Below are 12,202 nucleotides of genomic sequence, written 5' to 3'. Positions count from 1 at the left end.
GCAATCTCTACACAGCGGACTCAAGCGAGAGCGGAGCCTGCCTAGTCTTCAGGTCAAACAATGCAAGGCCTCCGTACACTCCTGGGCCCGCTAAGGGTGTTCGATGCCGTATGTCGTGCCAAGGGCGTTTCGCGCGCCGCTCAGGTGCTTCATGTGACACCGGGCGCCGTTAGTCAGCAGATCAAGCATCTGGAAGAGGGACTTGGCGCCCAGCTGTTTCAAAAGTCTGGGCGCGAAATCCAGCTGACGGCGGTGGGCGAACGACTTTCTCACCGCGTCTCAGATGCATTTGATCGCCTCAACGATGCATTGAATGAGGTGGCCGACGACCAAGCGGAAAAGAGGCTTCGCCTGAAGGTGGCACCCACTCTGGCCATCCGCTGGCTCGTCCCTCGCCTCCAAGGATTCTACGTACAACATCCCGACATAGATCTGGAGATCGCAACGACCGCAATAGCTGACGACATCCGGCTTGAGGGAGCTGATTGTGCTATCCGGCACGGCATGGGCGAGTGGACCGATGTCGACCTGGACCACCTGTTTGACGATGAGTTTCTTCCTGTGTGTGCGCCCAGTCTGGCTGCGCAGGTGCGATCTGCTGAAGACCTCCTGCAGGTCAATCTGCTTCATTCCATGCTGCGTCCACAAGCATCGCCACTATGGTTCAGCTCCGCTGGTTTGGCGGATCCCCCCGCGCCAGCGAGGTATCACGCTGGCCAATGCTGCCTTGTGCTACCAAGCAGCGGCAGATGGCCTTGGCTTCGCGATGGCTCAACGAGCGTACGTGGAAGAGGATCTGCGCATCGGGCGCCTCGTGGTTGCCGCAAACCACGTCGCCAGAACAGAACTCGGTTACTACCTTGTCTGCGACCCCATGAAAGCGACCACGACACCCGTCCGACTTTTTCGTGACTGGATTCGATCAGTGCGTTAACGCGACGCTGAACAAGCCCCCGATTTGGTAGCAGGGTTGCGGTACTGCATGACTTTTCCAACAGGACTTTTGCCAGGACGATTCGGGTTGAATCGTCTCGCGTGTCAAGGATTTCAGGTGCCGCACCAGTTGCAGACTAAGTCAGGGCTGCCTTAGCTTGCAGGGCGCTGTTCTCGTGAAAACGTCACAGACTGACCACCGCGATGCCAGCTAGCACGACCACGGCCCCGGCAATTCGGCGCGGGAGATGGCTCTCGCCAAAGAGCCAGCACGCAAGGAGTGCGCCGATAACAATGGAAGACTCACGCAGGGGAGCTACGAGTGCCACTGGCGCGCTCTGCATAGCTGTGAGAACGAGGATGTAAGCGAGCGGTGAGAGAACAGCCACGACTAGGATCGGTACTGCGTCAGTACGCAAGGTAGCTTTGATCCGATGCCGTCGGCGCAGCGCGATTGGAGTCAGGGCCAGGCTTTGCAGCAGCAGAGTGCCCGCGTAGTAGCTCACGGGCGTCAAGTGGAGCGATGTGACCGAATAGCTATCCCAGAGTGTGTAGCTGGCAATGGCTGCGCCGGTCGCGGAACCCCACAACACTCCCTGCATGGGTCGATGACTCCCACTTCTGAATGGGTTGCCGGCGACCACAAAGATGCCCGTGACGATGAGCAACGCGCCAAGCACGGTGACCGTTGTGAGGCTTTCCCCCAGCAGGAGGACTGCTAGCAGCATCGTGAGCATCGGCCCTGTGCCGCGCGCTACCGGATAAACCAAGCCAAGTTCAGCGCGGTCGTATCCGGCCTGCAAGGTCAGGGAGTAAGCGATGTGCAAAATGGCGGAGACGGCTGCGCCCACAGCGAGCCACCAATCGAGCTTCTGCGCTCCGTTGACAATAAAGGCCGCACCGATCGGTACGCACCACAGCGCCGACGCACAGCAATAGGCCCACACGAACAGTAGGGTATCTCCGCGCTTGTACTTGGAGGCCAGGTTCCACGCTGCATGCGCTACTGCTGCAAACAGAACCATCGCAACTGCGGAGGGCTGCATCAGGTTATGTCGGGCAAATCGATGCCTGCCCGCTCTGCCCTACGGCCGCGCTCCGGATCGCGCAGCGCAAGAGCGGCAACCAGCGCATCGACGATGACGAGCTGAGCCAGCCGACTCCCCGCTGCTGCCATTTGAGATGGCAATGGGGCACCGCCAACTACAAGCGCAATGTCAGCGAGCGCCGCCAGCGGCGTGCCGTACTGGTTGGTCACGGCAATGAGCGACGCTCCTGCAGAGGCTGCCGCATCTGCAACGGCGAGCGTCGTTGAGGTACGCCCCGTCGAACTGATGGCAATCACGACATCGCCTGGGCCAAGGAGACGCGTGGCAATCATGGCCGAAAGATGGTCCTGAATACCGATGGTCGTCACGCCAACCGCACGCAGCCGGAAGACTGCATCGGCGGCAATCGTCGCAGAAGGGCCAGCTCCGAATGCAATCACCTGGCGCGCATGTTGGATAGCGCCAACCGCATCATCGAGCGCGGAAAGCTCGACGGCGCCCCCGAGCGCGGTCAGCGCATCGGTGCCTGCGCGGATGGATGTTTCGAGCACGGTCGCGCAACGGTGCATCCACAGCGAGTACTTCAGGCGGCGCGAAAAACTGAGTTGTGCCGCGAGCGCGGGCGATCTCGATCTTGAGTTCGGTAAACCCTGTGAATCCCAGCGCTCGCGTGGCTCGGACTACGGTCGGTGGTGAAACGCCTGCGCGAGCGGCGACCTGGGCGGTCGTGCTCGCACCCACAAACAAGGGATCTGCCAGGAGGAGCTCGACAACCTTCGCCTCACTCGCGGCAAGGTCCCCGCAACGGGCCTGGATGCTTCCCATCCACTGCTGCAACCGCCGTTCGCCATCCGAAACACCGTTACACAAATCATTAATCATGTGTAATACATTACATCAAGTCTGCGGAAGGCACAACCAGCATTCGAGCAGATGCACGTCAACGGAGTCCGCTCTCATGTACACCCAAGTCAAACCCAATGTCGCCGTGGTCGGGCCCGGAGCCATCGGCACCACCGTCGCGGCGATGCTGCACGAGGTAGAACGCACGCCGTTACTGTGCGGCCGTACCCCCCGCGATCACTTGACGCTGCAGCATGGTGATCGCCTCATCACCGTGCCTGGCCCAGTCAAGACAGCTCCCTCACAGATCGCTAACGCCGTCGATCTCGTCTTTCTCGCGGTCAAGGCGACACAAACTGATGCGGCAGCAGAATGGCTCAAGGCACTGACCGGGCCGGCGACAGTCGTATGCGTTCTACAAAACGGGGTCGAACAGTTGAATCAAGTCGCTCCGCACTGTCCACGCGGACAGATCGTTCCCGCTGTCGTGTGGTTTCCAGCGCAGGCGCAATCAGATGGCTCTGTGTGCTTGCGCGGCGATGCGCGGCTCAGTCTGCCAAACATCTCGGCTTCCCATATGGTGGCTGATGCGCTGCAAGGCACGCGGTGTTCTGTAGACCTGGCCGCAAATTTCAGTTCTCTGGCTTGGCGCAAGCTGCTGCAGAACGCCGTGGCCGGACTCATGGCGCTCACGCACCGCCGCTCGGGGATGTTTAGCCGCTCCGACGTCGCTGAGCTAGCCCTCGCCTATTTGCGGGAATGCCTGGCCGTAGCCCGCGCAGAGGGCGCTGAACTCGGCGATGAAGTACCGCTGGAACTCCTCGACAAGTTCCAGGCGGCTCCCGCTGACATGGGCACTTCCATCCTCGCCGATCGAGAGGCCGGCCGGCCACTTGAATGGGATATACGCAACGGCATCTTCGCGCGTCGCGGTAGGAATCACAGCATTCAAACTCCGATTAGCGACGTCCTTGTACCGCTCCTCGCTGCCGCAAGCGATGGTCCTGGCTAACCCTGCAGCCGATGATCACGCTCTCCCTTCTTTTCCTCCTCGCGATCGGTGCCGGAGTTCTCAGCGGCGTTGTCGGTACAGGCTCGTCGTTGATCATGCTGCCCGTCCTCGTGACCATGTACGGGCCTCGAAGCGCGGTTCCCATCATGGCGATCGCCTCTTTGTTCGGCAACATCGGACGTGTGATTGTCTGGTGGCATGTGATCCGTTGGAGGCCGCTGCTCGCCTATTCAGTGACTGGAGTTCCCGCAGCCGTGCTTGGCGCCCACACGCTGCTCACAATTCCACCCGCCGTGGTGGACGTGTTCCTGGCCATCTTCTTTCTTGCGATGATCCCGCTGCGCCGCCTCATCAGGCGGTCGCACCTCCAACTGAGCGCATGGCATATGGGTTTCGCAGGAGCGCTCGTTGGATTTCTCACCGGATTGGTGCTCTCCACTGGGCCACTTAGCGTTCCTGTGTTTTCTGGCTACGGAATGAGCGGTGGAGCGTTCCTCGGATCGGAGGCGGCAAGCGCAGTACTGCTCTACGCAGGCAAGCTCGGGACTTTTGGCGTCTCTGGCGTGCTAACGCCACCCGTCGTTGCACGCGGACTCACGATTGGCATCGCATTGCTTGCCGGCTCTATGGTCGCCAAACATTTAGTCCAGCGGCTCCGAGCGCAGACCTTCGAGATCCTCATTGACGCTGTACTCGTCGCGGGTGCCGTAGGAATGCTACTGGCCGCCGAATGAATTGGCACGGCTAATGTCTATATGCTCAACGGCGCCTGCCGAAAGCTTGTCAAGCTCCCTCGCGCGCGGATCACGCTTCAGCAATGTAGTCTGAACAGACCGCCCTCAACCCTCGACCGCAGCTAAAAATCGATCGAATGAAGCGTCCACCGCTGCCCTCCCGTCGCCGATGATGTTTAGGCCCCAGGTAAATCCGAACACGTCCGCAAAATCATAGCCACTCAAACGATCACGTATTGCACGGATGTCACTGGTCTTCATTGGGACGAAGTTCGGATAGCTATACATGAACGAGACGTGCCGGCGGTCGTACACCACTTGCAATGCATCGCCCGGAAAGAGCGCACCACCCACTCGTGGTCCTTGCTTCCAATGAAGCACCGAGCTCCCTGGAAAATGCCCACCGACACGAAGGAGGGTCACTTGATCGGAGACCTTGTGTACGTCCCCAGCCCAGAACTCGATTTGTGGCGCCTGACGCTGAATCCACGCTTTGTCTGCCGCGTTCAAAAGGATGGGTACACCGCCCAAAGCCTCGCTCCATTCAATCATGGATGCGTAGAAATGAGGATGGGAGATGATGATTTTCGCGACTCCCCCACGCGCCTTGACTTCGGCAACGGCCTCGTCCGTTACCATGCTCACGCATTCCCAAAGAATATTGCCGGCGTCTGTCGGCAGAAGAAGCGCCCGCTGCGGAATGGCAAACCCATTCGGCATGCCAATACCCAGCAGACCACAGTCGTCTTCGATGCGAAGCTTGTGCTTCTCGAGCAAAGCATGGTGCGTGGTCCACTTCTGACCCGCCCACCCGACGTACTGGCGGTCATCCACGCAGACGGGACACTGCACTGGCGGCTGCGCGGATTCTGCGTATTGCGTTCCGCAGGTTTCACAGATGTAGTTCGGCATTGTTTTCCTGGAAAAAGTCATGAAGCCTGGGGTCTCCCTCTACAACAGTACGTAACGGCTTCTCAATCGCCCGCCGCGAGTTGCGTCCGAACCCGTCGCATGGTCTACATTGAAGGCGGCTCAAACGAGGTCTCAATGTCAACCCCAAAGCTCCGTAGAAAGTAGCACACGCACTTGTATAGACCTACAGTCAAGACTAGGTCGGAGACCTGCCCAGTTTTGAAGACTCGCAACGCATGCTTGCGCCCTTCAGAAGAAAGTCCATCGTTCTTCAGAATGTCATCCACCAAGAAGATCACTTCCCGCTCGATTGGGCGAATCGAAGCGAGGCCCTTGTTAGATCTTGCTGCCTCTATCGCCGCCTTGCTCAACCCAGCCAGTCGGCCGTAACGCTCATGCCTGTCGGTTTCATACATCGCATCGCAGGCGTACCCCACACGGAGGATAGCCAACTCCATCAAGTCAGCGGGCAGGGAGTTCTTCTGCTTCACAGCCTCTGCAAAGGCCATAAGATCAGGCGCTATCCCTGGTGAATGCATCAACATCTGCAAGACACTTGACCCCTTCACCCGGAGCATCTCCTGAAGGTCTGGCGGGAGAGTCTCAAGAGACGGATAGTCGATGTAAGCCATGATGCATACCCTCGATTCGCCTGAACAATCGACTCTAGTCCGCCTTAAAGCCGGAAGCTTTAATAATCGGCTCCCAGAAATCGCGCATTTCGTTGAACTTGGTGCTGGCCTCAGCTGGCGAGCTCCCCGTGTTCACGAAGCCAAGCGTGCGGATTTTGCTTGCAAAACTCTCAGTTGCAATAGCCTTACGAACAGCCGTGCTCCACTCAGACGCAGCGGCCGGGGATGCACTTGGTGGAAGACATATCGCCAGTACACCCACGGCCGTGAGCTCCTTGCGACCCAACTCGCTGAAGGTAGGTACATCCGGCAAGAGAGGTGAGCGATGCGGCGATGTAACGGCCAGCACCCGCAACTTACCCGCGCTGTGGTGCTGCGCGAAATCGCCTACTGTGGAAGTACCCGCAGCAATATTGCCACCCATCAAGTTCGTGATCATCGGGGCTGCGCCTGGGAATGGAATGTCTTCCAGAGGCACGCCAATCATCTTGCCAATTTGTAGTCCGAGGAAGTGGGTCGGCCCACCTGAGGCAGCATGCCCAAAATGAGCCTTCTCGGGATGCGCGCGCATCCACTGAGAAAACTCAGCAAAGGTCTTGATTGGTGAAGAAGCTGGCACAGCCAGCGCCATGGGGAACTCAACCACCGTTGACACCGGGAGGATGTCTCTTTCCGGCTCGTAGTTCAGCTTTCTGAATACGAATGGATAGATCGACTTGAGGAAGTCTGGACATAGCATAGCCACGCTGCCGTCTGCAGGCGCGGAGAGCAGCGTGTCAGTGGCAATTCTCCCACCCGCTCCCGGTTTGTTCTCAACGATGACAGATCGATGAAGCGGGTCTCGAAGTTGTTCTGCCAAAGCCCGCGTAACCACATCCAGCGTGCCGCCGGGCGAGAACCCTACAAGCACTCTGGCCGGACCGCTAGCACTCGCCTGAGCGAGAGCCGGTGGTGACGAAGTAGAAATCACAATGACCAAAAGAATCAGAGCGCTTTGCCACACCTTCGGCACTGTATGAAGCTTCTTACCCAGATAGCTGTGTAGTGACATCACGTAACCTCAATCCAGCGGCTTGAATCCTGAGGTCGCGACAATCTTGCCCCACCTTTGGTAGTCCGATTGCACACGCTGGGTGAACTGAGCCGAATCTGCCCCGCTTGGTTTGAAACCCAGCTTGCGAAAGCTCTCCTGCGCGCTAGGCTGCTGCAACGCAGCCTGCACCGCCGCCTGAACCTGTTGCACGAATGCAGCGGGTGTCCCGACGGGATAGAAGAAGCCGGTGTAATCCTCAGTCGTCAACTCGCCGAACCCAGCTTCGGCCGCTGTTGGAACACCCTGAACGCTGCGTTCAGTGCCGCTTGTGGCCAGCAACTTCACACGCCCGCTTTCGAGGTGCGGCACGATCCCTGCAACCACATCGACACCGAAAGGGATCTGACCGCCGTTGAGCGCTTGAAGGTGAGGTGACGCACCGTTGAACGGGATGTAGTTCAGTTGAACTTGACCAGCTCGTGCAAGAACATCCCCCAGGAAGTGCGGTATTGAGCCTGGGCCCACTGCCCCGTAGTTGTCATTGCCCGGCTTCGACTTCACCCATTGAACATATTCGCGCAGTGTGGTGACTCCTGGAGCAGCAGCAGTGCTGGCAACGAATCCAAAGTCCATGTCAACAACAGAAGTCACCGGCACAAAGTCGCGCAGTGGGTCGTAACCCAGGTTCTTGAACACATAGGGATAGACCGCCATCAACGATGAGGACGTGAGCAGCAGAGTGTTTCCATCTGGCTTCGCACCCTTTACGATGGTGTTTGCGATCCGCGCGCCGGCACCCGGCCTGTTCTCCACAATGAAGGTGGCGTCCATTGACTTTGCCAAGTACGGCGCGATGATTCTTGCTATCGCGTCTGTCGAGCCACCCGGTGGAAATCCAACAACGATTCGGACGGTGCGTCCCGCACCACGAGAAGCCTGAGCGCGCACCACTTGCGCGCAGCTGGCAGCCCCAAGAATCAGGGCGGAGACAACGTTTCTGCGTTTCATAGACTGACTGTGCTCATTTCTGTTTACGGTTAATCCGCAGAGGCGCTTTTAACGCGCTCGTGGGGAACGGAAGGATGCGAGGGAAGCGGGCCAGTCAGCGGCCCCGGAAAACGGGAGCTCTCTTTTCGCCGAAGGCTCGACGCCCTTCAAGACGATCCTCGCTATCCCTCAGCACCCCAAAGGCCTGGCGCTCGAGCTCAAGCCCACCAACAAGCGGCAACTCCCGCCCGGTCATCGCTAAGCGCTTGGCGGCAGTCATAGCCAGCGGGGCGTTGCCTGCCATAGTGCGCGCCAGGCGAACGGCTGTGGCCTGCAACTCGGACAGAGGCACCACTTTGCTGACCAATCCGATCCTCAACGCCTCACTGGCATCGATGCGCTCACCTGTCAGCAACATCCACATCGCATCCGATTGGCCAACGGCTCGGATAAGTCGTTGAGTACCGCCAGCACCCGGGATGCTGCCGACACGCACTTCTGGTAAGCCAAATTGGGCATTTTCAGAGCAGATACGGATGTCCGCAAGCAACGCGAGTTCCAGTCCACCGCCGAGGGCGTAGCCATTGATCGCAGCAATTACCGGCTTATCTGTCTGCAGCGTGCCGAAGTTGAAATGCTTGGTACCGCCACGAAACACTTGCCGAGCAGCACTGTCGGCGGGGGGCATCGTTTTCTTGAGGTCTGCACCTGTGCAGAACGCACGCTCGCCTGCGCCGGTGAGGACGAGCACGCGAATGTCTTCGTCGTTCGATACCTCGTCCCATATTTCAAGCAACTGCTCATTCGATTCTGGATCGATCGAGTTCATGGCTTCTGGGCGATTTAGGGTAACGACGGCGACGCCATCTTGGACTGTCTTGGTAATAGGCATGGGATTTCTTCAGTTGCGTTTAGGGCAGGCGGCTGTCACCACCTCAATGTCTTCAGCCGACATGCCGAGTTCGACAAGCACCTCACGAGTGTGTTGACCGAGCGTGGGCGCAGTTCGTCGTGCAAGAGGACGCTCTCCAACCGCACCCAATACACTGCGCGGCATCGTCAAAACACCTGCGACCGGATGCTGCAGTTTCTCCGTGAGAGCTGCTTCGACAAAGGCCGAAGACTGCGTCACCTCGGCATAGTTGTTGATGGGCCCGCAAATGATGTCTACAGCAGTGAACCTCTCGAGCCAGAAGGCGCGCGACTGCTCGACCATGCGCGCTTCAATCAAGCGCAACATCGAATCGCGGTTTTCAAGCCGGCTCTTGTTCTCGGAGAAGCGGGGATCGGACGCCAGTTCGGGTGCGTCGATGGCATCGCAGAAGGCCTGCCAACGCGCAGGGTGATACGCCGCCACCATGATCCATCCGTCAGCGCAACGCAGCGCCTCATTTGGCGTTGAATAGGGCGCGGCGTTACCTTGTGGACCGGGCACTTGGCGATCGGCAAGGTAGGACGCAAAACTCACGTGCTGCAGTGCGATGGCACTCGCAAACATGCTGGCCTCCACGTGCTGCCCCAGGCCCGTGCGTTGCCGCTCAGCAAGAGCAGCCAGAACCGAGATGGTGGCCAGTGATCCCGTCATTAGGTCGACTACCGGCACCGGAACCTTGCACGGGTCTCCATCGCGTGCGCCGGTGACGCTCATGAGGCCGCTTACCGCCTGCAGCACGCCATCCACCCCCGGCAGGTCTCTTCCCGCTCCCTGTTGCCCATACGCCGACACCGAGCAGTAGATCAGACGCCGGTTTTCAGCGGACACCGTAGCGTAGTCCAACCCGAACCGCTCCATCACGCCGGGGCGAAAGCTTTCCACGACGACATCCGCTCCGGCGATCAGATGCAAGGCAACCTGCCGGTGCTCTGGCTGTTTGAGATCCAAAACGATGCTGCGCTTGTTGCGATTGAGCGCAAGAAAAGCAACGCCTTCGCCGTTGACCCAGGGTGAAAGAGCCCGCGAGAGGTCACCTGTGGGAGCCTCCACCTTCACGACATCGGCGCCGAGATCAGCCATGCACAGAGTGCAAGTCGGCCCAGCCATCACCTGGGTGAAGTCAATCACCTTCAGCCCGTTCAGTGCATTTGCCAGCATGCGATTTACAACTCGGTTGGTTGCTCTTGCTGTCGAACCGGGCGGTTACACCGAGGGACTGCTGAGACTGCGCCCACCGCAAACGTACAGGAGCTGGCCGGTGACGTAGCTCGAACCGGGTTCTGCAAAAAAGCGGACGGCGCGGGCAATGTCCTCCGGCTCGCCAATTCGCTCCATCGGCACCGTTTTGTGCAGACTCTGGCGGACCTCCTCCGTCAGCGTTTCAAACAGAGGGGTCTCAACGATGCCGGGCGCGATTGCATTCACCGTAATGCCCTTGCGCGCGTACTCCAGCGCCAGCGAGCGAGTCAGGCTGACAACGGCGCCTTTAGACGCAGAGTACGCTGCCTGGCCGCGATTGCCCAACCAAGCACGGGAGCCGATATTGATGATGCGTCCGAACCGGTTCTCCGCCATCTGCGCCAGCACCGCCTTGGAGCAGATGAACTGCGAATGGAGGTTGATCTCGATTACCCGGCTCCAGAACGCGAGATCCATCTTGGAGACGAGCTTGTCGCCACCAATGCCCGCGTTGTTGACCAGGATGTCTATGCGCGCATGGGACGTTAGGAGCTGGGCCACGGTCGATTCCACCTGCTCCACAGAGCTGACATCGACCTTGAAGGTCTTCACGTCAAAACCTTCACCGGAGAGGTTGCGCTCGGCTTCTTTCAATGCTCCTTCGTCGAAGTCCCAAAGCGCGATACGGCAGCCGGCGGTCGCCAGCTCTCGGGCGATACCTAAACCGATTCCCTTCGCGCCGCCAGTGACGACAGCGACAAGGCCTTGCAGCGACGCGGGAGCGGTGTTTTGTGTAGGGTTCATGGTGCTTGCCTTCAGAGCGAAAGAATGTTGATTGAGCAGGCAGCGTGGTCTACGCCCCAGATGCCACCACCGGTCACCTGCGTGAGGCCGATCCGAGCGCCATGTACCTGTCGAGCTCCAGCACGGCCTTGCAGTTGCTCGCACACCTCGACGATTTGTGCGACACCCGTCGCACCCGGGGGATGACCCTTGGCGATGAGGCCACCACTCGGGTTGACGGGTACCCGACCGCCCAACGCGGGCGCGCCACTTTGCAGAAAACCTGCGGCGTCGCCACGGGCGCAAAGCCCGAGCGCCTCGTAATAGAGCAACTCGGAAATGGTGAAAGCGTCATGCACCTCGAGAAGGCTCAGGTCTTGCGGACCGATGCCAGCCTGCTCATAGGCGAGTCGGGCGGCGCGTGCCGTAATCTCGGCCTCGGTCATATCCACCGGTTCGGTCTCGAACAAGCCGGACTGCACCACGGACGCCAGCACCCTCACCGGCTTTGCCACACCCTTCGGGGGTCGGGTGCTGAGCACGATCGCCGCTGCGCCGTCAACCACGGCAGGACAGCACTGCAGCAGCGTGAGCGGTTCGGCCACTGGGCGAGAAGCAAGCACCTCTTCGCGCGTGGCCTGTTTCGCGAACTTGGCAATCGGGTTCAGGGCACCATGTTTTCGATTCTTGACCGAAATGTCCGCCAGTGTCTCCAACTTAAGGCCATGGTCATGCATGTAGCGCTTGGCGCGCATGGCATACAAGGCCGGCATGATCATGCCGCGCCGGTTGTTCCAGTCCTTCTGGCTGAGTTGCAAAGGCCCACCGCCCAGGCTACTCAGATGGTCCATGCCAAACACCACTACGGTCTCGTACTGGCGAACCTTGAGTGCCTGCAAGGCGAGATTGAGCGCGGTCGCTCCGCTGGAGCAGGCGTTGTCCACGTTGTAGACCGCGCCGCCGTTGACATGCATTTCACGCAATGCGCGCTGTCCCGGCAACGACGCCCCGAGCGCGTTTCCGCAATAGAACGCCTGCACCTCGGACAGAGGCGTGCCGGCATCCGCCAAGGCATCGAGGATGGCAGACTGCGCCATGGCCTCTTCGGTCAACTCCGGGAAACGACCGAAATCGGTGATGCCCACGCCGGTGATCAGGGGTTGGTTCATAG

14 protein-coding genes and 1 pseudogene are annotated in these 12,202 nt (G+C 59.5%); 4 read left to right on the top strand and 11 right to left on the bottom strand.

Annotated features, from left to right (window positions below; all coding sequences use genetic code 11):
* Positions 1–60 precede the first annotated feature (60 nt).
* Positions 61–570, top strand: a pseudogene (locus ACFJI0_RS00870) (LysR family transcriptional regulator); the annotation flags it as partial.
* A complete protein-coding gene (locus tag ACFJI0_RS00865) occupies positions 521–934 on the top strand; it encodes a LysR substrate-binding domain-containing protein (RefSeq protein WP_382323108.1) in 414 nt (137 codons plus the stop codon). The pseudogene ACFJI0_RS00870 and the gene ACFJI0_RS00865, both read left to right, overlap by 50 nt.
* A 184-nt stretch (positions 935–1,118) precedes the next feature.
* Here the strand turns inward: ACFJI0_RS00865 and ACFJI0_RS00860 are convergent, their stop codons facing one another.
* The 3 genes from ACFJI0_RS00860 to ACFJI0_RS00850 are packed head-to-tail and all read right to left on the bottom strand — an operon-like array spanning position 1,119 to position 2,807.
* Positions 1,119–1,979 (bottom strand): EamA family transporter, encoded by an 861-nt coding sequence (locus ACFJI0_RS00860; protein ID WP_382323107.1) that lies wholly within the window; start codon positions 1,977–1,979, stop codon positions 1,119–1,121.
* Positions 1,979–2,551: a MurR/RpiR family transcriptional regulator gene (locus ACFJI0_RS00855; RefSeq protein WP_382323106.1), complete on the bottom strand. Its 573-nt coding sequence runs from the start codon at positions 2,549–2,551 to the stop codon at positions 1,979–1,981. The genes ACFJI0_RS00860 and ACFJI0_RS00855 overlap by 1 nt, the downstream gene beginning before the upstream one ends.
* On the bottom strand, positions 2,454–2,807 hold the full coding sequence (locus ACFJI0_RS00850) for a MurR/RpiR family transcriptional regulator (protein ID WP_382325859.1): 354 nt from the start codon (positions 2,805–2,807) through the stop codon (positions 2,454–2,456). The genes ACFJI0_RS00855 and ACFJI0_RS00850 overlap by 98 nt, the downstream gene beginning before the upstream one ends.
* A 133-nt stretch (positions 2,808–2,940) precedes the next feature.
* Here ACFJI0_RS00850 and ACFJI0_RS00845 point away from each other — a divergent pair, with 133 nt between their 5' ends.
* The gene (locus tag ACFJI0_RS00845; protein WP_382323105.1) at positions 2,941–3,837 is read left to right on the top strand and encodes an oxidoreductase; all 897 of its coding nucleotides are present in this window, start codon (positions 2,941–2,943) and stop codon (positions 3,835–3,837) included.
* 11 nt (positions 3,838–3,848) lie between these two features.
* Positions 3,849–4,571 carry a sulfite exporter TauE/SafE family protein gene (locus ACFJI0_RS00840; protein ID WP_382323104.1) on the top strand — a complete coding sequence of 241 codons (723 nt, stop codon included), beginning with the start codon at positions 3,849–3,851 and terminating at the stop codon, positions 4,569–4,571.
* Between the two features lie 105 nt (positions 4,572–4,676).
* Here the strand turns inward: ACFJI0_RS00840 and ACFJI0_RS00835 are convergent, their stop codons facing one another.
* The 8 genes from ACFJI0_RS00835 to ACFJI0_RS00800 form a co-directional block, all read right to left on the bottom strand.
* On the bottom strand, positions 4,677–5,504 hold the full coding sequence (locus ACFJI0_RS00835; protein WP_382323103.1) for an MBL fold metallo-hydrolase: 828 nt from the start codon (positions 5,502–5,504) through the stop codon (positions 4,677–4,679).
* A gap of 83 nt (positions 5,505–5,587) precedes the next feature.
* The gene (locus tag ACFJI0_RS00830; RefSeq protein ID WP_382323102.1) at positions 5,588–6,115 is read right to left on the bottom strand and encodes a carboxymuconolactone decarboxylase family protein; all 528 of its coding nucleotides are present in this window, start codon (positions 6,113–6,115) and stop codon (positions 5,588–5,590) included.
* A 34-nt stretch (positions 6,116–6,149) separates the two neighbouring features.
* Complete coding sequence (locus tag ACFJI0_RS00825; protein WP_382323101.1) at positions 6,150–7,166, bottom strand: Bug family tripartite tricarboxylate transporter substrate binding protein; 1,017 nt, start codon at positions 7,164–7,166, stop codon at positions 6,150–6,152.
* 9 nt (positions 7,167–7,175) lie between these two features.
* Positions 7,176–8,156, bottom strand: a complete 981-nt coding sequence (locus tag ACFJI0_RS00820) for a tripartite tricarboxylate transporter substrate-binding protein (protein WP_382323100.1) — start codon at positions 8,154–8,156, stop codon at positions 7,176–7,178.
* 94 nt (positions 8,157–8,250) lie between these two features.
* Entirely contained in the window at positions 8,251–9,027 is a 777-nt protein-coding gene (locus tag ACFJI0_RS00815) for an enoyl-CoA hydratase/isomerase family protein (RefSeq protein ID WP_382323099.1), read from the bottom strand.
* 9 nt (positions 9,028–9,036) lie between these two features.
* Positions 9,037–10,227, bottom strand: coding sequence for a CaiB/BaiF CoA transferase family protein (locus ACFJI0_RS00810; RefSeq protein ID WP_382323098.1), 1,191 nt, complete (start codon positions 10,225–10,227; stop codon positions 9,037–9,039).
* Positions 10,228–10,272: 45 nt separating this feature from the next.
* On the bottom strand, positions 10,273–11,052 hold the full coding sequence (locus ACFJI0_RS00805; RefSeq protein WP_382323097.1) for an SDR family NAD(P)-dependent oxidoreductase: 780 nt from the start codon (positions 11,050–11,052) through the stop codon (positions 10,273–10,275).
* Positions 11,053–11,063: 11 nt separating this feature from the next.
* On the bottom strand, positions 11,064–12,200 hold the full coding sequence (locus ACFJI0_RS00800) for a thiolase family protein (RefSeq protein ID WP_382323096.1): 1,137 nt from the start codon (positions 12,198–12,200) through the stop codon (positions 11,064–11,066).
* Positions 12,201–12,202 lie beyond the last annotated feature (2 nt).

Source organism: Hydrogenophaga sp. UC242_53, assembly GCF_042696965.1.
GTDB lineage: Bacteria > Pseudomonadota > Gammaproteobacteria > Burkholderiales > Burkholderiaceae_C > Hydrogenophaga.
Note: the sequence above shows the minus strand (reverse complement) of the source record. Positions and strands in the feature narration are given on the sequence as shown.

Bases quoted from the DNA above. Each gene is read 5' to 3' on its own strand.
- ACFJI0_RS00855 (WP_382323106.1), bottom strand. From the start codon at position 2,551: ATGCACCGTTGCGCGACCGTGCTCGAAACATCCATCCGCGCAGGCACC.
- ACFJI0_RS00800 (WP_382323096.1), bottom strand. From the start codon at position 12,200: ATGAACCAACCCCTGATCACCGGCGTGGGCATCACCGATTTCGGTCGT.
- ACFJI0_RS00810 (WP_382323098.1), bottom strand. From the start codon at position 10,227: ATGCTGGCAAATGCACTGAACGGGCTGAAGGTGATTGACTTCACCCAG.
- ACFJI0_RS00840 (WP_382323104.1), top strand. From the start codon at position 3,849: ATGATCACGCTCTCCCTTCTTTTCCTCCTCGCGATCGGTGCCGGAGTT.
- ACFJI0_RS00865 (WP_382323108.1), top strand. From the start codon at position 521: ATGTCGACCTGGACCACCTGTTTGACGATGAGTTTCTTCCTGTGTGTG.
- ACFJI0_RS00860 (WP_382323107.1), bottom strand. From the start codon at position 1,979: ATGCAGCCCTCCGCAGTTGCGATGGTTCTGTTTGCAGCAGTAGCGCAT.
- ACFJI0_RS00845 (WP_382323105.1), top strand. From the start codon at position 2,941: ATGTACACCCAAGTCAAACCCAATGTCGCCGTGGTCGGGCCCGGAGCC.
- ACFJI0_RS00830 (WP_382323102.1), bottom strand. From the start codon at position 6,115: ATGGCTTACATCGACTATCCGTCTCTTGAGACTCTCCCGCCAGACCTT.
- ACFJI0_RS00850 (WP_382325859.1), bottom strand. From the start codon at position 2,807: ATGGGAAGCATCCAGGCCCGTTGCGGGGACCTTGCCGCGAGTGAGGCG.
- ACFJI0_RS00805 (WP_382323097.1), bottom strand. From the start codon at position 11,052: ATGAACCCTACACAAAACACCGCTCCCGCGTCGCTGCAAGGCCTTGTC.
- ACFJI0_RS00825 (WP_382323101.1), bottom strand. From the start codon at position 7,166: ATGTCACTACACAGCTATCTGGGTAAGAAGCTTCATACAGTGCCGAAG.
- ACFJI0_RS00815 (WP_382323099.1), bottom strand. From the start codon at position 9,027: ATGCCTATTACCAAGACAGTCCAAGATGGCGTCGCCGTCGTTACCCTA.
- ACFJI0_RS00835 (WP_382323103.1), bottom strand. From the start codon at position 5,504: ATGACTTTTTCCAGGAAAACAATGCCGAACTACATCTGTGAAACCTGC.
- ACFJI0_RS00820 (WP_382323100.1), bottom strand. From the start codon at position 8,156: ATGAAACGCAGAAACGTTGTCTCCGCCCTGATTCTTGGGGCTGCCAGC.